Source organism: Neisseria sp. 27098_8_112, assembly GCF_041433235.1.
In the GTDB taxonomy this organism is placed as follows: Bacteria; Pseudomonadota; Gammaproteobacteria; order Burkholderiales; family Neisseriaceae; genus Neisseria.
In genome coordinates this window covers 72,065-97,688 of the sequence record NZ_JAPWBB010000003.1, presented here as the reverse complement: position 1 = coordinate 97,688, position 25,624 = coordinate 72,065, and the positions used below count along the sequence as shown (strand labels likewise).

Genomic DNA, 25,624 nt, shown 5'->3' with positions numbered 1-25,624 from the left:
TTTCACGCATATGAAAACCCACAAAATCCTTTTCGTCTGCCTCGGCAACATCTGCCGCTCCCCCATGGCCGAATACGTCCTGCGCCACCGCGCCCGCGAAGCTGGCATGGGCAATGCCGTCATTACTGCCAGTGCAGGCACATCAGGTTGGCACGACGGCGAAAACATGCACGAAGGCACGCGCCGCGCACTCAAACAACACGGCATCGACCCGTCAGGCTTTACCAGCAGCAAAATCAAACCCAGCGATGCCGAACATTTCGACTACATCATCGTGATGGACGACAACAACCTCAGAGAAACTGAAAAGCAGCTCGGCTTCCACCCCGGCAAAATCTTCAAACTGACCGACCTTATCCCCGATTCAGGTTACAACCACGTTCCCGATCCGTGGTACACAGGCGACTTTGACGAAACCTACCGTCTGGTCGATGCCGGCAGTTTGGCCTTATTGGAAAAATTGAAACAGGCTTAAACCGGCTTGAACAATAAAAGGCCGTCTGAACAGGTATCTCAAAAGTCATGCTTTCGTGATTACCTGTTCAGACGGCCTTTATTGATCACCGCAATCAACCTACGCGATAAAACGCCAGACTGCCCAATAAATTCGGCAGATGTTTGACCTGTCGGTTGCCGGTCATGACCGCACGCTCAAGCACGCGGATTTTGTTTTTGGCGCACAGCAAATCAAAGTCTTTGAGGGTACACCAATGGATATTGGGCGTATCGTACCAATGATACGGCATCCTCTCGGAAACCGGCATATGGCCGCCGACGGCGATTTGAAAGCGGTTGCGCCAGTAGCCGAAGTTAGGGAAGCTAACGATGGCCTGCTTGGCCACGCGCATCAGGCAACGCAGGATTTTTTCCGTGTTCTGCATCGCCTGAATGGTTTGGCTCAAGACAATCACATCAAAGCTTTGATCGCCAAAAGCCACCAAACCTTCTTCCAAATCGGCTTGAATGACGTTCACACCGCGGGATATGGCGGCAATCACGCTGTCGGTATCGATTTCAACGCCGTAGCCGGTGCAATTTTTATGTTCCACCAACGCGGCCAACAGTTCGCCGTCGCCACAGCCTAAATCGAGTACGCGGCTGCCTTCGGGTATCCAATCGTAAATGAGTTGCAAATCGTCGCGCAGATTCATTTTTGGCAGTCCTTGTAAACGTTGTTCATATAAGCGGCAACCGCGCGGATATAGGCTTCGTCTTCCATCAAGAAGGCATCGTGACCGTGATTGGATTTGACTTCAATGTACTGCACGGATTTTTGTGCGGCGATTAATGCCTTGACCAATTCATGCGAACGTTGCGGCGAGAAGCGCCAGTCGGTACTGAAGCTGGCAACAAAAAACTTGGCCTGCACATTCTCCACGGCGCGCGTGAGGTTGTGGCCGTAATCGGCGGCCGGGTCAAAATAGTCGAGTGCCTTGGTCATCAGCAGATAAGTGTTGGCATCAAAGCGGCCGACAAACTTATCGCCTTGATAGCGAAGATAAGATTCCACTTCAAATTCAACGCCGTAACCATACTGATAGCCGTCTGATTTTAAATCGCGGCCGAATTTTTTACCCAAGCCGTCTTCGGCAAGATAGGTGATGTGCCCCATCATGCGCGCAATACGCAAACCGCGTGAAGGAACGGTATGATGGCTGCGGTAATTGCCTTCATGGAAATCGGGATCGGTCAAAATAGCTTGACGGGCAACATCGTTAAACGCGATGTTTTGAGTGGAAAGTTTAGGCGCAGAAGCAATAACGAGCGCGTGGGCAACGCGTTCGGGCAAAGAAATCGTCCATTGCAATGCCTGCATACCGCCCAAGCTGCCGCCGACAATGGCCGCCCATTTTTGAATGCCGAGATAATCGGCAAGCATGGATTGGGACTTCACCCAGTCTTTGACGGTTACTACAGGGAAATCTGCGCCATATTCGCGGCCGGTTTCAGGATTTTCTGACAAAGGGCCGGTACTGCCGTCGCAGCCACCCAAGTTGTTCAAACCGACAACGAAAAAGCGTTCGGTATCGATGGGTTTGCCGGGGCCGACCATATTATCCCACCAGCCGGCGTATTTATCCTCCGCACTGTGCTTGCCGGCAACGTGATGATTGCCTGACAGGGCGTGGCAGATCAGGACGGCATTGCTTTTGTCGGCATTGAGTGTGCCGTAGGTTTCAATCATCAGGTCGAAACGGGGTAAGGTTTTGCCGTTTTCCAGAGCAAGCGGTGTGTCAAACGGGATTTTCTGGGGCGTTACAATGCCCACTGAGGCATTTGTTGTCATTTGTAATTTCCAAGTGAAGCGGCAAAAGGGGTATTATAACGTTTCGTTTTTGTTTTGTGCATGAGGCTTCAGACGGCCTGCCCTGATTAAAGGCAATATTTTTAGGAGAATGTGGAATGATAGGCAGGCTTTTGCGATTTTTTTTCTTTTGCGCCATAGCGGCATTGATTGTGAACCGTTTGTTCAGCCGCAAACAAAAGCGCACCATTCGTGAAATCGCCAAAATCAGCGCGTGGGTATTGCTGGGCGCGGCGGCGGCTACGCTGTTTTGGTATCTGATGATGCTGTTTTTCAAGCATATTCCCAATTCTTATTGAAATAAAATATAAAAGGCCGTCTGAAAACCTTAATCCAGCGTTTTCAGACGGCCTTTTGATGTTCAAACTTAAAACAACTCTTCCGGAATCTTGCAAACCGGAATCGGATTGACTTTGTGCTGCATGGCTTTGTGCAATCGGGTATAGATTGCCAAAACTTCGCGCTGTCTCCCTTCAAAATCTTCAGGCTTGTGACTATTGTAGACGCTCATCGCCCATTCGAGTTCGGGATAAGATGCGCCCATTTGTTCTTCATCGGTACGCTCGGTATCCCAAAGGCCGTCTGTCGGTGCAGCTTTTTGAATGTCTTCCGAGACGTCCAGCTCGGCAGCCAACGCGTACACTTGAGTTTTGGTCAAATCGGCAATCGGGCTGATGTCCACGCCGCCGTCGCCGTATTTGGTGAAGAAACCGACGCCGAAATCTTCAATTTTGTTGCCCGTCCCCGCCACCAACAAACCATGCAACTGGCCGTAATAATACAGCGTCGTCATGCGCAGGCGGCTACGTGCATTGGCCAGTGCCAGCTGTTTGTTGGGAAATTCGGTTTCGCTGACGTCAACTGTATCGGCGAAAGTATCGAACGTCTGGGTCAAATCGACGCTTTGCGCTTTTACATTGGGATAACGCTGTTTCAGACGGCCCATGTGTTCTTGCGCGCGGTTGACTTGGTCGGATTTCTGACGAATCGGCATTTCCAACAACAAAACCGACAAACCGGTTTGCGCGGCAAGTGTGGAAACCACGGCAGAATCGATGCCGCCGGATACGCCGACGACAAAACCTTTGGCATGCGCCTGCTCGGCGTAATCTTTGAGCCATTGAACAATATGGCGGATGATGGCTTGGGTTTGCATAGGGATAAATGTTCGCTTCAAATAAAACGAATGATAGCCTGATTTGCACTTGTCTGAAAGACGACAGGGTATAATGCCCTTTTTATTTCTTGCACACACCATGTCCAAACCCATCCTTCTGCGCTGGCTCGCCGTCTGCCTGATTCCGCTCGCCACCCTTTTGTGGTTTGCCCTCAACCCGCCTGAAGACAAAACGCAACACCTCATCAACGGCATCATCCTTGCCTGCGAAGCCACGTTCCTATTTAAATTCGTCCTCTTTGACGTCATCAAACACCACCTCAAACAAGAGCTCGAATTGAAACGGCAAAGCATATGGATGTTTATCCCGATTGTTTTGCTGATTGTTTATTTATTCCACTATTTCGGCGCATTCTGATGTTTTCAGACGGCCTTGGGCATATTTTTCCATGAACACCACCCCACCTTATACCTGCTGGATTTTCTGCAACGTCATCGACAACTTCGGCGACATCGGCGTTTCATGGCGGCTGGCGCGTGTTTTGCAACGGGAACTCGGCTGGCAAGTGCATTTATGGACAGACGACTTCCCGTCCCTTCAGGCACTCTGTCCTGACTTGGCCTCAATTCTCAATATCCATCAACGCATCGGCATTCACACCTGGCAAGCCGACCATGCCGAAGAGACCGATACAGCCCCTACCCCCGACATCGTCATCGAAACCTTCGCCTGCGAACTGCCCGACAACGTTCAAACCATCATCCGCCGACACCGACCACTTTGGCTCAACTGGGAATACCTCAGCGCGGAAGACAGCAACGAGAGGCTGCACTTAATGCCCTCGCCCCAGGCCGGCGGCATACAGAAATACTTTTGGTTTATGGGTTTCAGCGAAAAAAGCGGCGGCCTGCTGCGCGAACGCGATTACGCCGAATCTGCCCGCTTTGATACGGAAGCCTTACGCCGACAACTCAAACTTCCCGCAAAAAACGTGCCTGAATGGCTGCTTTTCGGCTATCAAAGCGATATTTGGGCAAAATGGCTGACCATGTGGCAACAGGCCGGCCAACCCATTACTCTGCTGTTGGCAGGTACACAAATCATCGCCAGCCTGAAAAACAGCGGCCTAGTGCCGCAAAATGCCCTGCTTGAAGACGGCGATATGTATCAGAGCGAACACGTTACCCTGATCAAAATCCCTTTTGTCCCTCAACAGGATTTCGATAAACTGCTCAACCTTGCCGACGGTGCCGTCATACGCGGCGAAGACAGCTTTGTTCGCGCCCAGCTCGCCGGAAAGCCTTTCTTTTGGCACATCTATCCGCAAGAAGAAAATATCCATCTCGACAAACTGCACGCCTTTTGGGACAAAGCGCATCAGGTTTATCCAGATGTTGTTGCCACGGTACACCGCCGTCTTTCCGACGAGCTCAACAACGGAGAAGCACTCAGCGACAGCCAGCGCCTGCAGGCATGGCAAACCCTGACGGCACACCAAAACGAATGGCGGCAAAGCGCGGCAAAATGGCGGGATGGACTTTTTGCCCAAAAAAGTGCCGTCGAAAAACTTGCCGCCTTTATTTCAAAGCACAAAAAAATACGCTAAAATAGCGCGTTTTATTACAACCGATTTGATTGGAAAACTACAATGAAAACAGCACAAGAACTGCGCGCCGGCAACGTATTTATGGTCGGCAACGATCCTATGGTCGTTCAAAAAACCGAATACATCAAAGGCGGCCGCTCTTCCGCCAAAGTCAGCATGAAACTGAAAAACCTGCTGACCGGTGCCGCTTCTGAAACCATTTACAAAGCCGACGACAAATTCGACGTCGTTATCCTGTCCCGCAAAAACTGTACTTACAGCTACTTTGCCGACCCAATGTACGTCTTTATGGACGAAGAATTCAACCAATACGAAATCGAAGCCGACAATATCGGCGACGCGTTGAAATTCATCGTTGACGGCATGGAAGACGTATGCGAAGTCACTTTCTACGAAGGCAACCCAATCTCCGTAGAATTGCCTACCATCATCGTTCGCGAAGTTGAATACACCGAGCCTGCCGTTAAAGGCGATACCTCCGGTAAAGTGATGAAAACCGCGCGTCTGGTCGGCGGCACTGAAATTCAAGTGATGTCTTACATCGAAAACGGCGACAAAGTCGAAATCGATACCCGTACCGGCGAATTCCGCAAACGTGCTTAATCAGCCCGTAACACAAAAAGGCCGTCTGAATATTCAGACGGCCTTTTTCTCAATCTGCCTTATTGTTTCTTCAAGCCCTTGGCTTCGACAGTCGCAATCGTACCGTCAATGCCTTTGCTCTTAATCAGCTCACCAAATTGGTTGCGGTATACCGTTACCAAGCTGGTACCGTCCACGCGGATGTTGTAAATCTTATACGCACCGCCGCTTTGGTAAAGCTGGTAGGCTACTTCATACTTGGTGCCTTTTTTGGTTTGAATTTCCGAGAAAACGTCAAACTTATTGCCGTTTGCCGTCATCTTCGGCAACAGGCGCACATTCGCATCCGCCGCACCAATCAACGCAGAATGCGAGTACATCGCAATCACCATATCTTTGAATGCACGGATAAAATCGGTTTTCTGTTTGGCAGAAAATTCACGCCATGGCGCGCCGACAGCCAAAGCCGAAATACGCTCATAATCCAGATAACGGTTGGCATACTGCTCAACCTGTTTCACACGTTGCGCTTCTGTCAAAGACGTGTTGCGTGCAATTTTCAACACAGCATCAATGTTCTGCTGCATCTGTTTTTGCGCCGGATGCGTTTCCGCCGCCACATAAGGCGCGGCAATTACCATTGGTGCTGCCACAATCAAAGTCTGAAGAAAACGGTTCATGACGATATCCATCCAAAATAAAACCGCATTGTAAAAACAATCTATTCCAAAAAACTTAATTCTTTGTAAAAGCAGTCATGAGCAATGAAAAATCCTGCAATCAAATTTCAGACGGCCTGATAAAAATAAGATAACATGTGAACGCTATTTTAAAAGGAAAAGCTATGCCTTACGTTAACATCAAAGTAACCGGCGGCAACGAAGCCCCGAGCGCGGAGCAAAAAGCCGAATTGATCCGCGGCGTCACCGAATTACTCTCACGCGTTCTCAACAAAAATCCTGAGACGACCGTCGTCGTCATTGACGAAATCGATATGGACAACTGGGGCATAGGCGGCAAAAGCGTGACGGTTCGCCGTTCCGAAGCGCGCAATAAGTAAGCCTTGGCCGTCTGAAGCTCTTTTAATTTACCCACAAAAAGAGTACATTTATCCCATTGTTAACAATTTTACGGAACACACATCATGGAGAAATTCCCTAAATCATCCAAACTGGATCACGTTTGCTACGATATTCGCGGCCCAGTTCACAAAAAAGCCCTGCAACTGGAAGAAGAAGGCAACAAAATCCTCAAGCTCAATATCGGCAACCCTGCCCCGTTCGGCTTTGAAGCGCCTGATGAAATCTTGGTTGACGTCATCCGCAATCTGCCGACTTCTCAAGGCTATTGCGACTCCAAAGGCCTTTATTCCGCACGCAAAGCCATCGTTCATTACTATCAAACCAAAGGACTGCTCGACGTTACCGTCAACGACGTTTACATCGGCAACGGCGTGTCCGAGCTAATCACCATGTCCATGCAGGCATTGCTCAACGACGGCGATGAAATCCTGATTCCCGCACCGGACTATCCTTTGTGGACCGCCGCTGCAACACTGGCCGGCGGCAATGTACGTCATTATTTGTGTGACGAAGAAAATGACTGGTTCCCGAATCTGGCTGATATAGAAGCCAAAATTACGCCGAAAACCAAAGCCATCGTCGTCATCAACCCCAACAACCCGACAGGCGCGGTGTACAGCAAAGAAATCCTGCTCGAAATCGCCGAATTAGCGCGCAAACACGGTCTGATTATTTTTGCCGACGAAATTTACGACAAAATCCTCTACGACGGCGCCGTACACCATCACATTGCCGCCCTTGCCCCCGACTTGCTGACCATTACCTTTAACGGCCTCTCCAAAGCCTACCGCGTGGCCGGTTTCCGCCAAGGCTGGATGGTGCTCAACGGCCCGAAACATCATGCCAAGGGCTATATCGAAGGCCTCGACATGCTCTCGTCGATGCGCCTTTGTGCCACCACACCCATGCAACACGCCATTCAGACGGCCTTGGGCGGATACCAAAGCATCAACGAATTCCTCCTCCCCGGCGGCCGCCTGCTCGAGCAACGCAACAAAGCATGGGAACTGGTCAACCAGATTCCGGGCATATCCTGCGTCAAACCCATGGGCGCATTGTATATGTTCCCCAAAATCGATACCGAAATGTACAGTATCCATGACGACATGAAATTCATCTACGACTTACTCGTACGTGAAAAAGTCCTGTTCGTCCAAGGCACAGGCTTTAACTGGATACGCCCCGACCACTTCCGTATCGTTACCCTGCCGCCCGTTCATCAAATCGAAGAAGCCATGGACAAACTCAAACGCTTCTTGCAAAACTACCATCAATAAACCTAAGCCAAACAGGCCGTCTGAAAAAGCAAACTGCTGTTCAGACGGCCTTTTCAATCAATCGGTAACTTGGCAAAGCACGCTGACATGCGTATAATCGACTTTTCCTATCTGGGGGCGATCTTGGTTTCGACGGGGGTTGCAAAGCAGATGCGGGCATACCGGGGTCTCAGATTTCCCGTTAAACACTGAATTTAAATAGTCGCAAACGACGAAACTTACGCACTGGCCGCTTAAGGCCTGCCGTTGCAGCAGTTGGTCAATGGGCTGTGTAGCGCAAGCTACCGCAACGTCATTCTACATTGACTGGTTTTCTGTCGGGTTACTTGGCAGGAAACGAGATTTAAGGTAACTGGTTCTCTGAAGGCCTGTTGGTCGGCATGATGGGGACGAGATTCTAAATAGACACAACTAAGTATGTAGAACGCTCTGTAGAGGACTTTCGGACGGGGGTTCGATTCCCCCCGCCTCCACCATACCCAATTTTCAGCAGTATCCTGTAATACGCATAAAGCCTTGAGCCATAACGGTTTCAAGGCTTTTTTATTACCTTGAATATGCTGGCGTATGCTTGAGTTTTCGCAATTTATAGGGTAACTTTTGGGGTAACTTTTCAGGAATTACCCAAAAAACAAGCCCGAAAAGTGGGCAAATTAGCCCTATTTTTTTAAACAAGTTACCCCCAAAGTCCATAAAACCAATTATTAACAATGGCTTAGTGAGTTTTTAAAAGTTACCCCAAACTGGATTAAAAATGCCTAAACAGACGCTGCCACTTACAGATAGTCAATGCAAAAAACTACAACCGCCGAATCAATTATCAGACGGCGGCGGGTTATATCTTCAAGCAAGGGGAAACGGCAAATACTGGCGTTTTCGTTACTACCGACCAAGCGACAACAAACGCGATGAAATGCGACTGGGTGTTTATCCTGAAATCAGCTTAAAAGAAGCAAGAGAAAAGCGCGAAGAATTACGCGGGCTGATAGCCAAAGGGATAGACCCTAAGCTACACCAGCAAGACAAAGCACAGAGGCAGGCAGAACAGCTAAAAAACACATTTGAGGCTATTGCGCGCAAATGGCACAGCGACCAAGTAGCAAAGCCGAATAAATGGAAGCCCGACCATGCACAAAGAGTTATCCGCAGCCTTGAGCTTCATATTTTCCCTGACCTTGCAACACGCAAAATAGACGAAATCATGCCGCTTGAGGTTTTAGGACTGTTACAGAGGCTGGAATCGGCGGGGAAATATGACACGGCACAGAAAGTTTATGACGTGGTAAATCAAGTTTTCAAATATGCCGTGAAACTTCGCTTGAGCCTATTCAATCCCGCCGCCGAATTGCGGGGAGAGCTGGCAAAGGTGGAACAGAAACATTACCGCTTCATTAAAGACCCGCAAAGGATAGGCGAAGTGTTACGGGCTTTTGACGGCTACACTGGCTTTCCGCAAACACGCGCCCTATTACAGCTTTCCCCTTATGTATTTGCCCGCCCTTCCGAATTGCGTTTATTGCGCTGGTGTGAAATTGATTGGGAGGAGCAGCAATACTATAAAGACGGCGTAAACATGAAGAACAAGATAGACCATATTGTCCCCTTGAGCCGCCAAGCCTTAGCAATACTGGACGGCTTGAAACCTGTAACAGGGCATTATGAATATGTATTTTGTAACACCAGCAAAAAACAGCCCTTGAGCGAGGGAGCAATACGAAAAGCATTAGACCGTCTGGGATTCTTGGAAGAAACCACACAGCACGGCTTTAGACATACGGCTAGCACGATATTGAATGAGATGGGCTATAACGCCGATTGGGTAGAGCGGCAACTAGCCCACAAAGACCCCAACACGACAAGGGCAGCCTATAACCATGCGGAATATTTAGAACAGCGCGCCGATATGGTTCAAAAATGGGCTGATTATCTTGATGAATTGAAAGCACATTCAGGCATATTGCAGGAAACGGCAGAATAAACTATCATCTTAAGCATTACGAAAGAAAACCATGCGGATATTTAGAAACCAGTGGATAACGAAATTTGCCAAGAAACACAAAATCAGCGATTCCGAGCTAATAGAAGCAGTAGAGCGGGCAGATGACGGACTGATAGACGCAGATTTAGGCGGCGGTGTTATTAAGCAGCGCATAGCAAGGCAAGGACAAGGCAGAAGCGGCGGTTATCGTAGCCTGATATTTTTCAGGCATGGGGAACGGGCGTTTTTCATGACCGCCTTTGCCAAGAACGACCGCGAAAACATCACGAACAAAGAACTTGCAGAATTAAAGAAAGCCGCCGCCATCATCTTAGCAATGACGGAAACCGACATAGAACAAGCCAAATCAAACGGCACTTTCACGGAGATACAGCCATGAAATACAAAAGCGAGATTTTTGCAGCAATACATGAAACCATGCAGGGATTGCACGACATTGGCATTATCGACAAAAAAACCATGCGCGATTTTGACAAATCATGCCTGACCGAAATCAAACCATTGAGCGGCGAAGACATCAAGGCAATCAGAGAGCGTGAAGCATTATCTCAAGCCGCTTTTGCCATGTATCTAAACATCGGTAAAAACCAAGTTTCCGAATGGGAGCGGGGTATTAAAAAGCCGAGCGGCGCAGCTTTGAAGCTGCTTACCATCGTCAAGAACAAGGGAATTGAGGCGATTGCCTGATACTGGAAACAGAAAAGGAACGGATATATTGCCGCCGCGAAGTACCACACGACGCCCCACCCGTTGATTTTTGGGGCTACTCAATCCGTTTTATGCAGTCAGAAAAAGAACATGGAGTGAATAGAATATGGCAGACGTCTTAACCCTTGCAGATATGCCCGATTTGTCCGATTGGCGATTAGCCCCGTTATGGACATTGGAGCAAGCCGCCCTATTATGGGCAGGAATTAACCCCGCGTTTTTCACTTTTAGGGATATATGGCAGGAACACCCACGCAAACAGGCACGGGCAAAAATTGCATTACAGGCTTTTTCGGGCGGTATTGTTTTAAAAACCCTGACTGTCCAAGATTTGTATTTGCATGATGGAGATAGCGGGATTTATTGCACCAGTCAAAAAACTGCTGTTTTCAGCATGAATGACATCGCACCAAACGACACAACCATTATGCAGGATGTGCTAATTAGCTGGGCAACGAAAGAACGTGTACTTAGCTTGAGGCAAACTATCCAAGCAGAAGAACAGGTAAGGCGGGAAGCGGCTAAAGCAGAGGCAGAAAAACAGGAAATGAAAGCCTTGCCTTATTGTGTTGTCCCTGAATTTGAAACCCCAGAATTTGAAACCGCTTGCATAGCGATTAAAGAATTTTGGAACAAGCAGACGGTAGGGGTTACACCCCCTAAAGCACTTATAGTTCAAGACTTTATCAAGGACACCTTTAAAAAAATAACAGGGGTTGAGCCCACACGGGCAGCAATCCAGCGTATTGACAGCCTGACACGCCCGCCATTATTCAAAAACCAGTAGGCGAGTAACCCCAAAAACCCTTATTAGTCATACATTACAGGACGGTTAAACCCCTTTCTTGAAAGGAGGGTTTGACCGTTTTTTTATTGCCTAACCCCCCTATGCTTTTTGCACAATGCCGCTATCGAAACGCCAGCAACCCGCAGGCGTGATTAACCAAACGGAGGCAATAAATGCACATTATCAATATCGACAGCTTACCTGATACCGCGCAATTAACTATTGCAGAACTTGAGACAAGCCAAGCGAAAGGACGACGCGGAATCACTCGCTTGAGCAGCAGCCAAATCAGACGACTGGAGGCAGCAGGACAATTCCCGCAATCACGCCAAATCACAGGCACGCGCAGCCGCTTTTATGTAGCAGGAGAAGTGAAGAAATGGCTTATAGAACAGGCAAGCTAATGAAAGGAGAACAGGAGTTTTCTGAACAATACGCGCCCGCGCGCGCGATTGTAACTCAAGACCTGATTTTTGATAAATAAAACCGCCTGAACGGACATTCAGACGGCAGAAAGAAGAGTAGATTATGAAATTTGATTGTATCAATAACAAGCCCAAAACGCCAAGCCAAAAAGAGCGCGTTTTAGCCCGATTGAGAAAAGGGAGCGTTACATCATGGGAGTTGGCACAGATGGGCATACTTGGCTATAACTCACGCATTATGGAGCTTCGCAGAGCGGGGCATGAAATCATAACCGTGATGGAAGATGTAAAAAACCAATTTGGGGAGACCGTGAAACGCGGGCGGTTTTCTTTGCTGGTGTCGGAAAGGAGCAAGTCATAACGCCAAGCGCGCCTGTAAAACGTGCTAGGCGAGGCATAAATCCTTTTAATTAAAAGCAGAATCAGGCGCTTATAAAAATACCGTCTGAAAAGTATTTACAAACACCAAGCAAAACGGCAAGATTAGCTAACCTGTTCAATAGCAGGTCAGCCGTAGGAAGCTGAAACAAACAGGCAGATACAAAGCCGCCTAGCGGTTTTTTTTGTATCTATCCCCTAGCTTTACCTTTCATGGTGGGCGGGGGCAAGGAGGGCATACGCCCGCTGGTACTGTTTGCCAGTTTCCTACCCTTGCCCTTTGCCCGCCGCCCCACCGTGTAGGAACGGAAAGGCGGTATTAGCCAAACAGAAAGGTAACATCTCATGAAATCTTCAAATTCTACCCAAATCCAAACCATTCAAAATCAAGCCCAAACGGTAACTATCCCCTTAGAGCTGGCAAACCGCATTATGGACGCGCTGTACTACGGCGGCGAATTTATCGCCAATACGGGCGTAATCATCGACACCATTTGCGACAACATGGCCGCCCATCCCGTCCACAACGCCCCCATAAGTGCGATCAGAAGCACGGCACGCCTTGCCACAGTCATTCAAACCCTAGTCCCCCATGCGGAAAACTTGGGATCTTTCGATTTGTCATCCGAGCTTGAGGGATATATTCAAAACCGACCCCATCCCGCGCCCTGACGATTCAGACGGCGGCGGCTACATCTGCAACCAATGCACCCCCAAAGGCGGCAGCGGTTTTGACCTGCTGGCGCTGGTGTTTAGTTACAGATTTACAGATTCCGTAAATCTGTAAATCAGGTTTCCGCCCTGCTGGAGCTTTCAGACGACCTGAAAGAATGGGCTGCTTACAGCGTAACCCACGCCGGTTAAGCCCACCTATTCCCTGAAATTTACCCGCCTTTATGCCGCCTATTTCAGACGGCATAGGGCAAACTTCGCCCTAGTGTTTTCCTAACTAATTGATTTTATTAGATTCATGTTTTGAAACACTGGAGGCAGAGCAAAGGATAAAACCATGAAACAGACCAATAAATCCGACCGTTTCCGCCGGTATCTTAACCGCGCTTTGCTGGTGTTTTGGGTGTTGCTTTTGGCTTTGGTAGTCCGAGCCTGTAACCAGCCCGCCCACGCTGACACGGAGCAACTAGAGCCGGAAACGCCCGCAATATGGGAAACCGACCCGACCGCTGGAATTGTTTTAGAACCAGTATCAGAGGAGGCAGAGCAATGAAAACCATCATGGATAAGCTGGCAAACCAACTAAACAGCAAAGAGAAAGCAATCGCAGCGGTGGACGTTGTAAGCACCATCTTGCTGATTGTGAATGACGGAGCAAGCCAAAAAGAGGCGATTCATACTGTATCAGTCATAGCCCGCGAAGCTATGGACAGATTCGAGGAGGTAGGAAAATGAGACCAACATACAAAGAAATCAGAGCAGCCGCGCAATACCACTGGCCGCAAATACACGCCGCTATCGGCATAGACCCTAAGTTTTTACGCGACAAACACCAGCCCTGCCCCGCGTGTAATGATGGGCATAACCGCTTTAGATATGACGACAAAGACGGAAACGGCACATTTTTTTGCACACATTGGAAAGATGGGAGCAGAGTGGGCGGCGGTAACGGTTTTGGGCTGGTTATGCACTTTCTGAATTGCAATTTTGACGAGGCATTACGCACCGTTGCAGGCGTTTTAGGCATGGACAATGCAAACCCTTTGCCGATACCGCCAACACGCCCACAAGCGCAGCCACGCCCCGAAAAAGACCAAATCGAGAAGCTGGCCGCATTGTGGAGAATCACAGAACCTATCCGCCCCGATTCCCCTGTTATCCAGTATCTAAAATCACGCGGTTTGGATATGGCGCATTTACCCGAAAACGTCCGTTTTCTAGCTGAAAAAGACTATTGGACAACAAGCGAAGATAAGCCGCTTTTGCTTGGCCGTTTCCCCTGTATGGTTTGCGCTATCCGCGACATGGACGAAGAGCTGCAAGGCTTACACCTAACCTATTTGCAGGCGAGCTATGACAAACCATGCGGAGAGGACGGACTACACGCCCCGCGCTATCAGAAACTGGCAATCAAACACCCTGTAACAGGCGAAACATTACCGGCCAAGAAAATGAGAAGCCGCAAGAAAGGCAGTATATCGGGGCAAGCCGTCCACTTGTTCCCAATTCCTGAAAATGGCCGCCTTGTCATTGCAGAGGGCATAGAAACCGCCCTTGCCGCCCGTGAATTATGCAAGGCTTACGATTGGGGCTTATGCGCGGCCTTGAGCGCAAACAGCTTGGCAAATTTTCACTTTTTGAACGGTATAAAAGAAATTGCAATTATTGCCGATAACGACACGCCCCGCCCCGTTGGTTACAGAGCCGCTTATGACTTGGCAATGCGAGCCATTAAGCAGGGAATCAAGGCGAGCATATGGCAAAGCAAAACGCCAGGCTATGACGCACTGGACGAACTGAACGAGAAAAAGCAATCAGACAATCATTTCAGAGGACAGACAGCATGAAAAATACCGAAACAGCGAAGCAGGAAAGCCCCAACGACTACAACCTTGAGAATATCGAGTCATTCCGCCCACACCCACGCTTTGACACCGATAATCGGGGCGTATGGTGGATAAACGTTAGAACCGACAAAGACGGCGATATTATCGAAGCAGAGCCGCTATTGCTTTCCGACCCTATCGACATCATTGGCACAGGACAAGACAATGACGGCGCGTATTATCGGATTATTAAATTCAAAGACAAAATCACACGCCAACAAAAGACCGCCGCCCTGCCACAAGCAGAAATTGCCGATGGGAAATGCTGGGGGCGTTTGGGGTTTTACGGCTTATCCATTGAGAGCAACCCAACAAAAAGGCGAAAACTGGCAGACTATTTGCAGAAAGAGGGAAGCCAGACAGCCTTTACCATTACCGACCGCGCAGGCTGGCACGAAGACAGCTACATTATGCCCAGCGGGGAAACCATCACAGCGACCGACAAAGACCCCGCCATTATCTACAACGGCGACACCAGCCAAGCAAAGGCATATCAGCCAAACGGAGAGCTTACCGACTGGCAACAAAACATAGCCCGATATGCAGTAGGAAATAGCCGTTTGTGCCTTGCTTTGGGAGCTTCATTTGCCGCCCCGTTGCTTTCCCTGTTAAACGAAGAATCGGGGGGCTTCCACTTGATGGGCGATTCTTCAGACGGCAAAACCACAGCCGCAAAAGTAGCCTTGAGCGTATGGGGCAAACCATCAGGCAGCCTGTTATCTTGGAGCGGTACGAAAATAGGCTTTTCCAACACAGCCGCCGCCCGTAATGATGGCTTGCTGGTGTTGGACGAAATAGGACAGGCAAGCCCGCACGTTATCGGCGATACTGTTTATAGCGTTATGAACGGTATCAACAAAGTGCAAGGCGCAAAACAAGGCGGAAACCGCGCTTTAAGCCGCTGGAAAGTGATGATGTTTTCCACCGGCGAAAAGACCCCCGATTCCATCTTGAAGCACCATAAGGGCGATTGGAACGCAGGACAAGCCGCCCGCCTGCCTAGTATCAGAGCCGCCGCGCAATACGGCATTTATGACACATTGCACGGATTTGAAGATGGCGCATTGTTGAGTGAGCATATCGCCCAATCAACCGAAAAATATCACGGAACGGCAGGAAGACTATTTATCCGACAGCTTTTAGACGACCTAGAACAAGCCAAACAGCAGGCAACGGAGCGCATGGCCGCATTTATGGCAACCATTCCCGAACTATCAGGACAGGCGCGAAGAGTAGCGAAACGCTTTGCTATCGCCGCCGCTGCTTTGGAACTTGCCGCCCCTGTTACCGGCTTGCCCGTAGGTGTAGGCATGGCAGGCGTGAAAAAATGCTTTGATGAATGGCTGGAAGCCAACGGAGCAGGAAAACACGAAGACCGCCGAATCATTGAGCAGGCAGAGGATTTTATCGCCCAGCACGCATTAGGCACGCGGTTTATGGAATGGAGCGATAAAAGCACCAATAAAGACCATGCAGGATATAGGAAACAGGAGGGGGAAAAATTGGAATTATGGGTAATCCGCCGTGTCTTTGCCGATGAAATCGCCCAGAGTTTCGATGAAGCGAAAGTTTGCCGCGTATTAGCAGATGATGGATTGTTGAAATATAACCACAAAAACAGAGGCTACCAACACCAGCGGAAAGGTAACGGCTGGTTTCATGTTTTAGCTACAAATATAGAACTGGACGACTAATCATTTACATGGGGTTAATTCCAAAATCCTAACCAAGCCCGCCATGACCAACACAGGCGGGCTTTTTTACGTCCAAACATTCAAGCAGACCAACCAAGAAAGCATAAAATTAACAGGAAGCCCCTAAATCTCAAAAATTAGAGCTATTCACACCCTACCCTATACCTACCCCTACCCAAAAGCAAAACGCGCTTACAGCGCAATTACGCCCTGTTTCCGCTATGACCAACAAAACCAGACGAGAGATAAATAATTTCGACACCAATACGCGCGCGCGTAATAATGTAGCCCTTGAATTTTGCGAGCCCATAAAAAAGAAAAGAAGACTAAGACACGCGAAAAGATAAAACCATATGCGCGAGGCAAAATCACTTGTTACCTTTGTTACCACAAAATTTAACACTTATAACTATATGAATATAAATATAAAAACACAGAAAAAACGGTAACAAATGAACATAAATTTACTTGTTACCCTTTTATATTCATATGGTTACATTAAAAAAACAGGGGCGGTAACAAATGGTAACAAGGTTAAGATTTGTATTTTGTTACCACGAAAGCCACGAATAGCAAGCCTTTCAGCCATTGGTAACAAGGTAACAAACGATTTTTGCGTTTTTTTTTGTATATATACGCTTTCTTTTGCGGGCAAATAAACGGCAGAACTGATACAGACAAAAGCAGACCGAAAGGCAATATCGGACGGCTGGAAAATAAAGCAAGCACCAGCCCACAAGACGGCGCGTGATTGCTGGTGTTACAATCAGACCATATTTCACAGCTTGGCAGAAATGCCACAAAATATTTTTGCCCCTACCACCCAAACAGCTTAAACTGACAATCTGACAAGGGGTAAATAGTGCAAAAAAATGCCCCTACCTTAAAGTTTTGGGGTAACTTTTGGGGTAACTTTTACCGCAAACAAGAATATGATTATATTTAAATCAATAAGTTAATCTCAAAGTACGATTGACCCCGCCTCCACCAGATTTAAAGCACAAACTTTTGATATAAAAAGGTTTGCGCTTTTTTATAAACTTAAACAGGCCGTCTGAAAAATTTCAGACGGCCTGTTTTTATATCAAATATCTGAGTGAAAAACTTTTTCTTTCGATACATTCCCAATAGTGCTTTAAAAAAATTTCAGCCTTACATTTTTCTATCGGATTTCATATTCATTTTACGATGCGGCCTAACCGTTACACTCAATGGCAGATGATCTGACAAATGTTGCCAGTCTTTACTGTTGTGAATTTCAGAATCGATGACATCAAGATTGCGCGTATAAATGCGGTCGAGGCTGAGGATGGGCAGACGCGAAGGGAAGGTTTTGGGGCGTTTGCCTGTATTATCGACAAATACTTCGTTCAAATCTAATGCCCTGCCCAGCTCATGGGCTGATTTCTGCCGCCAGTCATTGAAATCTCCGGCGATAATCAACGGGCTTTCCGGACGAATATATCGACTAACGTAGTCGCTGATGGCACGGTATTGTTTGAGGCGGTCCGGCTCGCGCAAGTTGAGGTGGACGCACAAACACACCAGCGGGTCTTCCCAACCTTCGGGCACGACCTCGCAATGCAACAGGCCGCGCTGTTCGAGTTTGTTGACGCTGATGTTGAGGTTGTTTTCCGTTTTCAGCAGCAGGCGACTGAGAATGGCATTGCCGTGGTGTCGTTTGGGATAGACGGCATTTTTGCCGTAGCTGCGATGATAATCGAGACTGTCGCCGATGATATCGTAATGCGGCGCATCGGGAAAGTCGGTACGGCGGCTTCTGTTGAGATGTTGTCCTTGGACTTCTTGTAAAAACAAAACGTCCGAACCCAATGCACCCAGCGCGTCAGCCATACGGTTGACCTGCACTTTGCGGTTGAGCGCAGACATGCCTTTGTGCATATTGTAGGAAGTAACGGTAACTGGACGGGGAGACATGATGTGTGATGAAGCGGTTTATTTGTTTCAGTATAGCACCGGAGTGTGTGGTTTTACGGCAATTTTGGTTATACTTGTTTAAAGAATAAAACGGCGTTTTGACAGGGAATTTCCCAATCAAAACGACTTCTATTTTTCAGACGGCCTCGCGTCCAAGTCAGTTGTTGATTACTTCAACATTGGTTTCAAAAGTAACAGTGTGTTGGTATTTAGATGCGGTTTTGCGTTTCGGATAAGGATATTTGGAAACGCTTTTCACTGCGCGTTCGTCCATTTCAGGATTGCCGCTGGATTGAATGATATTCACGCGGTCAACATTGCCGGCAGGAGTTGTGAAAACATCCATCAAAACGGTTTTAACGCTGCCGTTTTGCGCTTTCATGGCTTCCAGAGTTTCGGTATCGGCTGCTTGTGCGGTACCGAATACAGCGGCAAACAACAGGGCTGAGGCAAGGAGTTTAGTCGTTTTCATGTTTTAGTCCTTATTAGGGTTGTGGTTAGGTTAAATATTTCAGACGGCCCGATTCGTCATTATTTGAAATTCAAAATCGGCCAACCTTTTTCTTTGGCTTCTTTTTCCAGCTCGGCATCCGGATTGACGGCAACAGGTTCGTCCACGATACGCAGCAACGGCAAGTCGTTTTTGGAGTCGCTATAAAAATAAACCTTACCGTAGCTTTCAAAGGTCTCGCCACGCTCGGCAAGCCATTGGTTCAATCGGGTAATTTTGCCTTCTTTCAGGCTAGGCGTACCGACATAGTCGCCGGTATATCGGCCGTCTTCGCCGGTTTCAAGCTGTGTGCCGATAACATTGTGAATACCGAAAAGATGGCAGATAGGGGTAATGATGAATTCGTTGGTCGAAGAAATAACCAACATTTCGTCACCCGCCATTTGATGGCTTTGCACCAACATACGCTGCATCGGAGAAATATGCGGAACAATATATTCGGCCATAAACTCGCGATGAAACTCAGCCAATTTCTCCTTGCTGAAACGGGCTAAAGGCGCGAGATGGAATTTGAGGAAGGCATCGATATCAAGACAACCGTTTTGATAGTCTTGGTAAAACTTTTCATTTTGCGCCTCGGTTTCAGCCGCATCGACTATGCCTTTTTTAATCAGGTATTGCGGCCAGGAGTGATCCGAATCGGTATTAATTAAGGTATTATCGAGGTCGAAAATGGCAAGGTTTTTCATTGGGTTTCCTGTTGTTTTAAAAGCTGGCGCAAAAGCGGCAAAGTAATGCGCTTGCCCATCATAACGGCGTAGTTGTCGAGGGTATCGAGCATTTGCATCAGGCTGTCCATATCGCGCCGCCAATGGTTCAGCAGGTATTCGAAGATTTCCGGATCGATGGTTACCTGACGGGCGGCCGCCATGCTGACGAGCGCATCGATTTTTTCCCGGTCGGTCAGCGGTTTGACTTCGTAAACCAAGCAATACGCCATGCGTGTGCGTAGGTCTTCACGGATAACGAGTTGTTGCGGCGTATATTCGGAACTCAAAAGCAAAAAGCCTTTGCCGCTGTTGCGGAAGCGGTTGAAGATGGCAAATAGTAAAGCCTGTTCTTCATTATTGAGCTTTTCGATTTGGTCAATGGCGAGATATTCTGCATCCAGCGCGGCTTCTGTCAGCGGCGTGGCGGCGGCATCAATATAGAGGGCATTTCGTCCGGCATCGAGCGCCTGTGCGACCCATGCCTGCAAGAGATGGCTTTTGCCTGCGCCCTCTTCGCCCCACACATAGATAAACTGCCCATGTTTGTGCTGCAACACATACACCAGCTCGGCATTTTCTGTTCCCAGAAATTTGTCGAAGCCGGGATAATCATGGCTGGCAAAATCGAAGATGAGCTGGTTCACAAAGGCGCACCGGTTAGGTTGAAGTCGGCTTTATTTTACGTTGTTTTGCCGTCCACCATCAAGGATAAAGGCCGTCTGAAGCCTATACCTGCAACATATCTGCACTTCTAAACATATCTTGACGTGCTTACGGCATTGGTTTTATTCCGCTTTGGTTTTACAATGTCGAACTTCTCGCCGAAACATTTGTCTGTTCTTTTTCAGACGGCCTTTTTATTTGGGGAACCCTAGTGATTTCTACCCTTATTGATTTCATCCTCCATATCGACCAACACCTTGTCCACCTTTCCGCCCAATACGGCCCGTGGATTTACGCGATTTTGTTTGTTGTGATTTTCTGCGAAACCGGTTTGGTCGTAACGCCATTTTTGCCCGGCGACTCGCTGCTGTTTGCTGCCGGCGGTATTGCGGCCATCGGCGGCATGAACATCCACGTCATGGTATTGCTGCTTTTAGCGGCCGCCATTTTAGGCGATGCGGCCAACTTTATGATCGGCAAATTTTTTGGACAAAAACTGTTTGCTAATCCGGATTCCAAAATTTTCCGCCGTTCGTATTTGGAAAAAACCCATGCGTTCTATGAAAAACACGGCGGCAAAACCATCATCATTGCGCGCTTTGTGCCGATTGTGCGGACGTTTGCGCCATTTGTCGCCGGCATGGGCGATATGCACTACGCGACGTTTATCCGTTACAACATTATCGGCGCGGTGTTGTGGGTATTGTCGTTTTCCTATGCAGGCTACTTCTTCGCCAATATCCCCGTCGTCAAAAACAATCTGGGCTTAGTCATGGCGGCAATCATCGTTATTTCGATTTTACCCGCGGTAGTCGAAATTATCCGTGCCAAACTTAACACCAAAAAATAACAATCAATCGAAAAGTTTGAAAGTTTAAACACATCAAGGAATTGTCATGCCGTTGCTGTCTATTGAGTTTGCGGTATTCTTTATCGCATTTTTGCCGCTGTACTGGGCATTCGCACGTTTGCCGAAAGTTCAAAACGTTTTACTTTTGGTTGCCGGGCTGGGCTGGCTTTACCGTATCGACCCTATTTTTGCCGCGCTGATTTTGGTTTACTCGTCTGTGGTTTACCTGGTCAGCGTGCTGATGTTTTCTGAAAACGAGAATATCCGCAAATTTTGGCTGGGTTGCGGTATTTCAGCGGCATTGACTGTTTTGTGTTTCTTCAAATACTTCGACTTTTTCCGCCCGATTATTCAGCAATATACAGGACAAAGCGCCGTCATCGACATCCTTTTGCCTTTAGGCTTGTCTTATTACACTTTCCAATCGCTGGCTTACTTGGTGTATTGCTACCGCGAGCCTAAGGGAGACCGTTTTGAATGGCACGAGCTCCTACTGCATCTGAGCTTCTTCCCCACCATCACATCCGGCCCGATTATCCGTGCGGCCGCTTTTAAAAGCATAGATGGCGAACAAGTGGGGGCATTGGTGCAAATCCGCACCAAACAGGCACGCCAGCTGATTTATCCGGCGTTGGCGGTTGGCCTGATTGTATTGGGCATTGCCAAAAAGTGGTGGCTTGCCGGCGTATTGGCGGAAGGCTGGGTATCGCCTGTTTTTGAAAATCCGGCCCAGTTCGACGGCTGGGGCGTGTTGTCTGCGATTTATGGCTACACCTTCCAACTCTTTTTCGACTTTTCCGGTTACTCGGATTTGGTCATCGGTTTGGCCATGCTGCTCGGCTTCCAGCTGCCGAAAAACTTTGCCGCGCCGCTTCGCGCCATCAACATCCGCGACTTCTGGGACAGATGGCACATCAGCCTGTCCACTTGGATTCGCGACTATATCTATATCCCTTTGGGCGGCAGCAAAAAAGGCTTTGGCCGCACCCAGCTCAACCTGATGATTGCCATGTTGCTTTCCGGCATTTGGCATGGCTACGGCTGGAGCTTTTTGATTTGGGGCGCGCTGCACGGTGCGGCTTTGGTATTCCTTAACTGCGGCGATAAAATCTTCGGCCGCAATGCCTTAGGCCGTCTGAAAATCGGTAAACCGCTTGCCTGGCTGTTTACCTTCCATTTCGTTTGTTTCGCGTTTGTCGTGTTCAACAGCGCAACGCTTGCCGATACGGAAATGCTGTTCAGTGCATTATTTGCCAATGACAAAGGTTGGAACGCGCCTCTGCCTACCGACCTCATGTTGCTGGGTGCATTTGCGATGATGCTTTTGCTATACCCGTATTTGCTTCGCTTATTTGAAGCATCGGTAAAAGGCTTGGACAAACTGCCTGCATGGCTGTGGTTTATCCCCATCACGCTTATCCTCGCCCTGATTATCGTCTTCGCCCCGTCCGGCATTCCCGGCTTTATTTACGCCAACTTCTAAGGAGCAGAACATGAAACGCTTTATCTCCCTGTTTGTTTCGATTCTGCTCAGTGCAGTTACGCTGACGTGGTTTGCCCAAAACTCCATCAATGCCTATTGGCAGCAGACCTATCATGAGAACAGTCCGCTTGAGCCTTTATCCGAATATGCTTGGTGGCGTATCGGTGCGGATTGGCAACAAAAAGCTTACGAATTTTCAGACGGCCTGAAAGCTTCGCTGGAAGCAGAAGATGCTTTAGCTTCAGAAGACTCTGATATTGAAACAACAAGGCCGTCTGAAAATACGGAAAACATTGAAGTATCCGACAATCAAAAAGAGTCTGCTGCTTCCGATGCAGCTAACAATACAGATACCGCAGCCAGCGAGCCAAGCAATCAGGCTGATCAGTCGGCAACACAGGTCGTGTTGAAAAAAGGCAATAAAGTTTTCTTTGCCGGCGACTCGCTGATGCAGGGTGTTGCACCTTTCGTACAAAAACACCTCAAGCAAGAATATGGCGTACAATCGGTCAACCTCAGCAAACAAAGTACCGGTTTGTCCTACCCCAATTTCTTCGACTGGCCGAAAACCATCGAACAAACTTTGCAAAAAGAACCCGACATCCGCGTTTTGGTTGTATTCTTAGGCCCCAACGACCCTTGGGATTTCCCAATGGGTAAAAAATACCTAAAGTTCGCCTCTCCTGAATGGGAGGCAGAATACCTCAACCGCGTCCGCCGTATTCTTGATGCAGCCTCCGCACATGATGTCCAAGTCATTTGGCTGGGCATTCCTTACATGAAAAAAGCCAAGCTCAACGAACAGATGCGCTACCTCGACAAAATCCTGTCAGGTACGGTGTCGCCTCAAGCCATTTGGCTGCCGACCGACAAACTGTTGAGCAATGGCGCAGAAGAATATGCCGACTCTGTCAAAGTAGATGGAAAAATCATCCGTTACCGCAGCAAGGACGGCATTCACTTTTCCGCAGAAGGCCAAAAACTATTGGCCGGAAAAATTATGGAAAAAATTAATTTTACACACGATACACAACCATGAAATTTAATAAAACCTTACTCCTCACGCTTCTCGCACTCCCTATTACCGCCTGCGCAACCAATGACGGCCTGTTAAGCAACTACGGCTCCAACCGCCCTGCCTGGCTGAACAAACTGCAACAGCTCAACCATACTTCAGACGGCAAATTCCGCATTATCCAAGTCGGCGACTCCCACACCGCCGGCGACTATTTCACCGACCGCCTGCGTCGCCGTTTGCAACAACAATGGGGCAACGGCGGCATCGGTTGGGTTTATCCCAATACCGTCAAAGGCCAGCGCATGGCAACCGTCCGTTACAGCGGCAGCGGTTGGAACACCATCAGCAGCCGCAAATCACACAGCGACTTTTCTTTCGGCGGTATTGAAGCGCGCGCCGATGGCGGCAGCATTACCTTAAGCGCAGCCGACGGCAGCATGGATATGCAACAAATCTCCATTTTCGGCAAACCGGTTTGGTCCGAGCAAACCCTGACCGTCAACGGCCATGAAATCCCTGCCACACAAAACGGTTGGCAACTACTGCGTACCAATGCTTCCCTGCCGATGACCCTCAGCAGCAGCATGCCTTGGCAAATCGGTTTCATTAATATCGAACGCCCCGGACGCGGCGTAACCGTTTCCGCCATGGGCATCAACGGCGCACAGTTATCCCAATGGTCAAAATGGCGGCCGGGTATGTGGGAAGATTTGGCACAAACCAAAGCCGATTTAATCATCCTTGCCTACGGTACCAATGAAGCCTTTTCCGGCAACCTCGATATTTCCTCTACCGAGCGGACATGGCGCAATTACATCCGTCAAATCAAAAATACCCTGCCCAACGCAGGTATCCTGATCCTCGGTGCTCCGGAATCTTTGAAAACCGCCTACGGCAGCTGCGGCAACCGCCCTGTCTTGCTCAGCGAAGTACAACAAATGCAGCAACGCGTTGCCCATGACGAAAAAATCATGTTCTGGTCTTGGCAGGATGCGATGGGCGGGGCATGCAGCATGAAAAACTGGATGGCTCAAGGCTTGGCAGCCAAAGACGGCGTTCACTTCTCTGCACAAGGTTATGAAACTGCAGCCGATAAGCTTGCCGACAGCCTGATCCGCTTTGCTCAATAAATTGGCCAAAGCCTAAGTGTTTTTCATTAACAGCACATAAAAGGCCGTCTGAAATTAATATTTCAGACGGCCTTTTGTTTATCGCTTATTCAGCAAACTGCTTATTTTTTTAAGCCAACATATTGCTGCTCATTCGTTGCGTTTGGTTTTCCGTAAAATGAACCAATCTTGCCTGCCTGTCAAAGCCTAATGGCTTGGCGACAAGGCGGTTGGGCAGCTTGTTTAAATGATGGTTGTAGCTTCCGGCTCTGCGGTTGTAAGTGCGGCGTGCCGATGCAACTTCCGCCTCTGCTGCATCCAGCATTTCCATCAAACCGGCCAATTTCTCATCAGGATACTGTTTCAAAAGGCCTTTGACGGCAGTTTGCAATTTTTTCAGCGCATGATTCAATGCTGTTTCGGCTTCGCACAGATGTTTGATTTTGGATTCGGAAAATGTTTTGGCAGTTTGCGCCAATGCGGTTTCGACTTCGGCACACATCTGCTGAACGTTTCGATCCGATGCAATGCCCTGCTCTTGCAGGTGTTTGCTGTATGCATCCAATACATGACGGACGGCCTGATGTCGGCAGTCGAGCGCAATGCGCAAAGAGACAAAGGATTCGCGACAGTCTTTTTTGCGGTCTTTCAACTGTTGTTTGAAATACAATAAGACGGCGGCGATTGATACAAAGATAAGTACAAGACTAATAATGCCCATAGTGAGTTCCCTAGTTATAATGCCACTCATATCGGTGGCTGATTTTATTAACATCGATTATAATCCAATTTCAATATTTTTTCCCAATTTTCATAAAAAAGG

Annotated in this window: 31 protein-coding genes and 1 other RNA gene; 23 read left to right on the top strand and 9 right to left on the bottom strand. The window is 48.5% G+C overall.

Translation table 11 applies throughout. The features are described 5' to 3' along the window. Positions 1 to 10: 10 nt before the first annotated feature. Positions 11 to 475 carry a low molecular weight protein-tyrosine-phosphatase gene (locus tag O3682_RS03055; protein ID WP_314589683.1) on the top strand — a complete coding sequence of 155 codons (465 nt, stop codon included), beginning with the start codon at positions 11 to 13 and terminating at the stop codon, positions 473 to 475. A gap of 94 nt (positions 476 to 569) precedes the next feature. On the opposite strand, the gene metW is transcribed toward O3682_RS03055, so the two are convergent. Together metW and metX are read right to left on the bottom strand one after the other, a co-directional pair. Beyond that, positions 570 to 1,151, bottom strand: a complete 582-nt coding sequence (metW, locus tag O3682_RS03050; RefSeq protein WP_004519858.1) for a methionine biosynthesis protein MetW — start codon at positions 1,149 to 1,151, stop codon at positions 570 to 572. Further along, on the bottom strand, positions 1,148 to 2,287 hold the full coding sequence (gene metX, locus O3682_RS03045) for a homoserine O-succinyltransferase MetX (protein ID WP_070584201.1): 1,140 nt from the start codon (positions 2,285 to 2,287) through the stop codon (positions 1,148 to 1,150). Before metX ends, metW begins: the two co-directional genes overlap by 4 nt. A gap of 116 nt (positions 2,288 to 2,403) precedes the next feature. Between metX and O3682_RS03040 the strand changes: the two genes are divergently transcribed. Then, a complete protein-coding gene (locus O3682_RS03040) occupies positions 2,404 to 2,604 on the top strand; it encodes a protein MIGRI (protein ID WP_003682450.1) in 201 nt (66 codons plus the stop codon). A 68-nt stretch (positions 2,605 to 2,672) separates the two neighbouring features. On the opposite strand, the gene nadE is transcribed toward O3682_RS03040, so the two are convergent. After that, positions 2,673 to 3,461, bottom strand: a complete 789-nt coding sequence (gene nadE / locus O3682_RS03035) for an NAD(+) synthase (RefSeq protein ID WP_371508334.1) — start codon at positions 3,459 to 3,461, stop codon at positions 2,673 to 2,675. Between the two features lie 100 nt (positions 3,462 to 3,561). Here nadE and O3682_RS03030 point away from each other — a divergent pair, with 100 nt between their 5' ends. From O3682_RS03030 to efp, 3 genes are read left to right on the top strand one after another with little or no spacing between them, the layout of a single operon-like run. Continuing rightward, on the top strand, positions 3,562 to 3,840 hold the full coding sequence (locus O3682_RS03030; RefSeq protein ID WP_371508332.1) for a hypothetical protein: 279 nt from the start codon (positions 3,562 to 3,564) through the stop codon (positions 3,838 to 3,840). Between the two features lie 31 nt (positions 3,841 to 3,871). Then, positions 3,872 to 5,029 carry an elongation factor P maturation arginine rhamnosyltransferase EarP gene (gene earP, locus O3682_RS03025; RefSeq protein ID WP_371508330.1) on the top strand — a complete coding sequence of 386 codons (1,158 nt, stop codon included), beginning with the start codon at positions 3,872 to 3,874 and terminating at the stop codon, positions 5,027 to 5,029. A 42-nt stretch (positions 5,030 to 5,071) separates the two neighbouring features. Further along, the gene (gene efp, locus O3682_RS03020; RefSeq protein ID WP_063068768.1) at positions 5,072 to 5,632 is read left to right on the top strand and encodes an elongation factor P; all 561 of its coding nucleotides are present in this window, start codon (positions 5,072 to 5,074) and stop codon (positions 5,630 to 5,632) included. A gap of 59 nt (positions 5,633 to 5,691) precedes the next feature. Here the strand turns inward: efp and O3682_RS03015 are convergent, their stop codons facing one another. Further along, positions 5,692 to 6,291: an MlaC/ttg2D family ABC transporter substrate-binding protein gene (locus tag O3682_RS03015; RefSeq protein ID WP_070813915.1), complete on the bottom strand. Its 600-nt coding sequence runs from the start codon at positions 6,289 to 6,291 to the stop codon at positions 5,692 to 5,694. 164 nt (positions 6,292 to 6,455) lie between these two features. Between O3682_RS03015 and O3682_RS03010 the strand changes: the two genes are divergently transcribed. The 14 genes from O3682_RS03010 to O3682_RS02945 all read left to right on the top strand — a co-directional run bounded on the left by O3682_RS03010 (position 6,456) and on the right by O3682_RS02945 (position 16,519). Next, complete coding sequence (locus tag O3682_RS03010; protein WP_314459204.1) at positions 6,456 to 6,671, top strand: tautomerase family protein; 216 nt, start codon at positions 6,456 to 6,458, stop codon at positions 6,669 to 6,671. 84 nt (positions 6,672 to 6,755) lie between these two features. Continuing rightward, complete coding sequence (locus O3682_RS03005; RefSeq protein ID WP_371508328.1) at positions 6,756 to 7,970, top strand: pyridoxal phosphate-dependent aminotransferase; 1,215 nt, start codon at positions 6,756 to 6,758, stop codon at positions 7,968 to 7,970. A gap of 113 nt (positions 7,971 to 8,083) precedes the next feature. Next, positions 8,084 to 8,446, top strand: a transfer-messenger RNA (tmRNA) gene (gene ssrA, locus O3682_RS03000). 278 nt (positions 8,447 to 8,724) lie between these two features. Further along, on the top strand, positions 8,725 to 9,948 hold the full coding sequence (locus O3682_RS02995) for a tyrosine-type recombinase/integrase (protein WP_371508327.1): 1,224 nt from the start codon (positions 8,725 to 8,727) through the stop codon (positions 9,946 to 9,948). Between the two features lie 31 nt (positions 9,949 to 9,979). Continuing rightward, the gene (locus tag O3682_RS02990) at positions 9,980 to 10,348 is read left to right on the top strand and encodes a type II toxin-antitoxin system RelE/ParE family toxin (RefSeq protein ID WP_371508326.1); all 369 of its coding nucleotides are present in this window, start codon (positions 9,980 to 9,982) and stop codon (positions 10,346 to 10,348) included. Beyond that, positions 10,345 to 10,656, top strand: coding sequence for a type II toxin-antitoxin system RelB family anti-toxin transcriptional regulator (relB, locus tag O3682_RS02985; RefSeq protein ID WP_070460005.1), 312 nt, complete (start codon positions 10,345 to 10,347; stop codon positions 10,654 to 10,656). Before O3682_RS02990 ends, relB begins: the two co-directional genes overlap by 4 nt. Before the next feature lie 127 nt (positions 10,657 to 10,783). Next, entirely contained in the window at positions 10,784 to 11,464 is a 681-nt protein-coding gene (locus O3682_RS02980; RefSeq protein ID WP_371508324.1) for a hypothetical protein, read from the top strand. 173 nt (positions 11,465 to 11,637) lie between these two features. Beyond that, complete coding sequence (locus tag O3682_RS02975; RefSeq protein ID WP_371508323.1) at positions 11,638 to 11,868, top strand: helix-turn-helix transcriptional regulator; 231 nt, start codon at positions 11,638 to 11,640, stop codon at positions 11,866 to 11,868. 124 nt (positions 11,869 to 11,992) lie between these two features. Further along, complete coding sequence (locus O3682_RS02970; RefSeq protein WP_371508322.1) at positions 11,993 to 12,250, top strand: helix-turn-helix domain-containing protein; 258 nt, start codon at positions 11,993 to 11,995, stop codon at positions 12,248 to 12,250. 362 nt (positions 12,251 to 12,612) lie between these two features. Then, on the top strand, positions 12,613 to 12,939 hold the full coding sequence (locus O3682_RS02965) for a hypothetical protein (protein WP_371508321.1): 327 nt from the start codon (positions 12,613 to 12,615) through the stop codon (positions 12,937 to 12,939). Between the two features lie 337 nt (positions 12,940 to 13,276). Beyond that, a complete protein-coding gene (locus O3682_RS02960) occupies positions 13,277 to 13,492 on the top strand; it encodes a hypothetical protein (protein WP_049331046.1) in 216 nt (71 codons plus the stop codon). Then, positions 13,489 to 13,674: a polyribonucleotide nucleotidyltransferase gene (locus O3682_RS02955; RefSeq protein WP_070440650.1), complete on the top strand. Its 186-nt coding sequence runs from the start codon at positions 13,489 to 13,491 to the stop codon at positions 13,672 to 13,674. Before O3682_RS02960 ends, O3682_RS02955 begins: the two co-directional genes overlap by 4 nt. Continuing rightward, a complete protein-coding gene (locus O3682_RS02950; protein ID WP_371508319.1) occupies positions 13,671 to 14,786 on the top strand; it encodes a DUF7146 domain-containing protein in 1,116 nt (371 codons plus the stop codon). Before O3682_RS02955 ends, O3682_RS02950 begins: the two co-directional genes overlap by 4 nt. Next, positions 14,783 to 16,519 (top strand): DUF927 domain-containing protein, encoded by a 1,737-nt coding sequence (locus O3682_RS02945; protein WP_371508317.1) that lies wholly within the window; start codon positions 14,783 to 14,785, stop codon positions 16,517 to 16,519. The genes O3682_RS02950 and O3682_RS02945 overlap by 4 nt, the downstream gene beginning before the upstream one ends. A gap of 1,152 nt (positions 16,520 to 17,671) precedes the next feature. Here O3682_RS02945 and O3682_RS02940 read toward each other — a convergent pair. From O3682_RS02940 to hda, 4 genes are all read right to left on the bottom strand, one after another. Continuing rightward, on the bottom strand, positions 17,672 to 18,457 hold the full coding sequence (locus tag O3682_RS02940; protein ID WP_371508315.1) for an endonuclease/exonuclease/phosphatase family protein: 786 nt from the start codon (positions 18,455 to 18,457) through the stop codon (positions 17,672 to 17,674). 157 nt (positions 18,458 to 18,614) lie between these two features. Continuing rightward, the gene (locus O3682_RS02935) at positions 18,615 to 18,929 is read right to left on the bottom strand and encodes a TonB family protein (RefSeq protein ID WP_003747161.1); all 315 of its coding nucleotides are present in this window, start codon (positions 18,927 to 18,929) and stop codon (positions 18,615 to 18,617) included. Positions 18,930 to 18,988: 59 nt separating this feature from the next. Then, positions 18,989 to 19,657, bottom strand: coding sequence for a histidinol-phosphatase (locus tag O3682_RS02930; RefSeq protein ID WP_371508311.1), 669 nt, complete (start codon positions 19,655 to 19,657; stop codon positions 18,989 to 18,991). After that, the gene (gene hda / locus O3682_RS02925; RefSeq protein ID WP_003682428.1) at positions 19,654 to 20,322 is read right to left on the bottom strand and encodes a DnaA regulatory inactivator Hda; all 669 of its coding nucleotides are present in this window, start codon (positions 20,320 to 20,322) and stop codon (positions 19,654 to 19,656) included. The genes O3682_RS02930 and hda overlap by 4 nt, the downstream gene beginning before the upstream one ends. 230 nt (positions 20,323 to 20,552) lie before the next feature. Between hda and O3682_RS02920 the strand changes: the two genes are divergently transcribed. Genes O3682_RS02920 through O3682_RS02905 form a run of 4 tightly spaced genes read left to right on the top strand, consistent with a single transcriptional unit; the run spans position 20,553 to position 24,822 of the window. After that, positions 20,553 to 21,191 (top strand): DedA family protein, encoded by a 639-nt coding sequence (locus O3682_RS02920; RefSeq protein ID WP_371508309.1) that lies wholly within the window; start codon positions 20,553 to 20,555, stop codon positions 21,189 to 21,191. A gap of 46 nt (positions 21,192 to 21,237) precedes the next feature. After that, on the top strand, positions 21,238 to 22,674 hold the full coding sequence (locus O3682_RS02915; RefSeq protein ID WP_371508308.1) for an MBOAT family O-acyltransferase: 1,437 nt from the start codon (positions 21,238 to 21,240) through the stop codon (positions 22,672 to 22,674). A 10-nt stretch (positions 22,675 to 22,684) separates the two neighbouring features. Next, positions 22,685 to 23,713: a peptidoglycan O-acetyltransferase PatB gene (gene patB, locus O3682_RS02910; protein WP_314459216.1), complete on the top strand. Its 1,029-nt coding sequence runs from the start codon at positions 22,685 to 22,687 to the stop codon at positions 23,711 to 23,713. Beyond that, positions 23,710 to 24,822 (top strand): SGNH/GDSL hydrolase family protein, encoded by a 1,113-nt coding sequence (locus O3682_RS02905; protein ID WP_314459218.1) that lies wholly within the window; start codon positions 23,710 to 23,712, stop codon positions 24,820 to 24,822. Before patB ends, O3682_RS02905 begins: the two co-directional genes overlap by 4 nt. Before the next feature lie 109 nt (positions 24,823 to 24,931). On the opposite strand, the gene O3682_RS02900 is transcribed toward O3682_RS02905, so the two are convergent. Continuing rightward, positions 24,932 to 25,522 (bottom strand): LemA family protein, encoded by a 591-nt coding sequence (locus tag O3682_RS02900; protein ID WP_314459220.1) that lies wholly within the window; start codon positions 25,520 to 25,522, stop codon positions 24,932 to 24,934. Between the last annotated feature and the right edge of the window lie 102 nt (positions 25,523 to 25,624).

What these genes read in the sequence shown, in the direction of transcription:
- O3682_RS03055 (WP_314589683.1), top strand. Translation starts at nt 11, where the DNA reads ATGAAAACCCACAAAATCCTTTTCGTCTGCCTCGGCAACATCTGCCGC.
- metW (WP_004519858.1), bottom strand. Translation starts at nt 1,151, where the DNA reads ATGAATCTGCGCGACGATTTGCAACTCATTTACGATTGGATACCCGAA.
- metX (WP_070584201.1), bottom strand. Translation starts at nt 2,287, where the DNA reads ATGACAACAAATGCCTCAGTGGGCATTGTAACGCCCCAGAAAATCCCG.
- O3682_RS03040 (WP_003682450.1), top strand. Translation starts at nt 2,404, where the DNA reads ATGATAGGCAGGCTTTTGCGATTTTTTTTCTTTTGCGCCATAGCGGCA.
- nadE (WP_371508334.1), bottom strand. Translation starts at nt 3,461, where the DNA reads ATGCAAACCCAAGCCATCATCCGCCATATTGTTCAATGGCTCAAAGAT.
- O3682_RS03030 (WP_371508332.1), top strand. Translation starts at nt 3,562, where the DNA reads ATGTCCAAACCCATCCTTCTGCGCTGGCTCGCCGTCTGCCTGATTCCG.
- earP (WP_371508330.1), top strand. Translation starts at nt 3,872, where the DNA reads ATGAACACCACCCCACCTTATACCTGCTGGATTTTCTGCAACGTCATC.
- efp (WP_063068768.1), top strand. Translation starts at nt 5,072, where the DNA reads ATGAAAACAGCACAAGAACTGCGCGCCGGCAACGTATTTATGGTCGGC.
- O3682_RS03015 (WP_070813915.1), bottom strand. Translation starts at nt 6,291, where the DNA reads ATGAACCGTTTTCTTCAGACTTTGATTGTGGCAGCACCAATGGTAATT.
- O3682_RS03010 (WP_314459204.1), top strand. Translation starts at nt 6,456, where the DNA reads ATGCCTTACGTTAACATCAAAGTAACCGGCGGCAACGAAGCCCCGAGC.
- O3682_RS03005 (WP_371508328.1), top strand. Translation starts at nt 6,756, where the DNA reads ATGGAGAAATTCCCTAAATCATCCAAACTGGATCACGTTTGCTACGAT.
- O3682_RS02995 (WP_371508327.1), top strand. Translation starts at nt 8,725, where the DNA reads ATGCCTAAACAGACGCTGCCACTTACAGATAGTCAATGCAAAAAACTA.
- O3682_RS02990 (WP_371508326.1), top strand. Translation starts at nt 9,980, where the DNA reads ATGCGGATATTTAGAAACCAGTGGATAACGAAATTTGCCAAGAAACAC.
- relB (WP_070460005.1), top strand. Translation starts at nt 10,345, where the DNA reads ATGAAATACAAAAGCGAGATTTTTGCAGCAATACATGAAACCATGCAG.
- O3682_RS02980 (WP_371508324.1), top strand. Translation starts at nt 10,784, where the DNA reads ATGGCAGACGTCTTAACCCTTGCAGATATGCCCGATTTGTCCGATTGG.
- O3682_RS02975 (WP_371508323.1), top strand. Translation starts at nt 11,638, where the DNA reads ATGCACATTATCAATATCGACAGCTTACCTGATACCGCGCAATTAACT.
- O3682_RS02970 (WP_371508322.1), top strand. Translation starts at nt 11,993, where the DNA reads ATGAAATTTGATTGTATCAATAACAAGCCCAAAACGCCAAGCCAAAAA.
- O3682_RS02965 (WP_371508321.1), top strand. Translation starts at nt 12,613, where the DNA reads ATGAAATCTTCAAATTCTACCCAAATCCAAACCATTCAAAATCAAGCC.
- O3682_RS02960 (WP_049331046.1), top strand. Translation starts at nt 13,277, where the DNA reads ATGAAACAGACCAATAAATCCGACCGTTTCCGCCGGTATCTTAACCGC.
- O3682_RS02955 (WP_070440650.1), top strand. Translation starts at nt 13,489, where the DNA reads ATGAAAACCATCATGGATAAGCTGGCAAACCAACTAAACAGCAAAGAG.
- O3682_RS02950 (WP_371508319.1), top strand. Translation starts at nt 13,671, where the DNA reads ATGAGACCAACATACAAAGAAATCAGAGCAGCCGCGCAATACCACTGG.
- O3682_RS02945 (WP_371508317.1), top strand. Translation starts at nt 14,783, where the DNA reads ATGAAAAATACCGAAACAGCGAAGCAGGAAAGCCCCAACGACTACAAC.
- O3682_RS02940 (WP_371508315.1), bottom strand. Translation starts at nt 18,457, where the DNA reads ATGTCTCCCCGTCCAGTTACCGTTACTTCCTACAATATGCACAAAGGC.
- O3682_RS02935 (WP_003747161.1), bottom strand. Translation starts at nt 18,929, where the DNA reads ATGAAAACGACTAAACTCCTTGCCTCAGCCCTGTTGTTTGCCGCTGTA.
- O3682_RS02930 (WP_371508311.1), bottom strand. Translation starts at nt 19,657, where the DNA reads ATGAAAAACCTTGCCATTTTCGACCTCGATAATACCTTAATTAATACC.
- O3682_RS02915 (WP_371508308.1), top strand. Translation starts at nt 21,238, where the DNA reads ATGCCGTTGCTGTCTATTGAGTTTGCGGTATTCTTTATCGCATTTTTG.
- patB (WP_314459216.1), top strand. Translation starts at nt 22,685, where the DNA reads ATGAAACGCTTTATCTCCCTGTTTGTTTCGATTCTGCTCAGTGCAGTT.
- O3682_RS02905 (WP_314459218.1), top strand. Translation starts at nt 23,710, where the DNA reads ATGAAATTTAATAAAACCTTACTCCTCACGCTTCTCGCACTCCCTATT.
- O3682_RS02900 (WP_314459220.1), bottom strand. Translation starts at nt 25,522, where the DNA reads ATGGGCATTATTAGTCTTGTACTTATCTTTGTATCAATCGCCGCCGTC.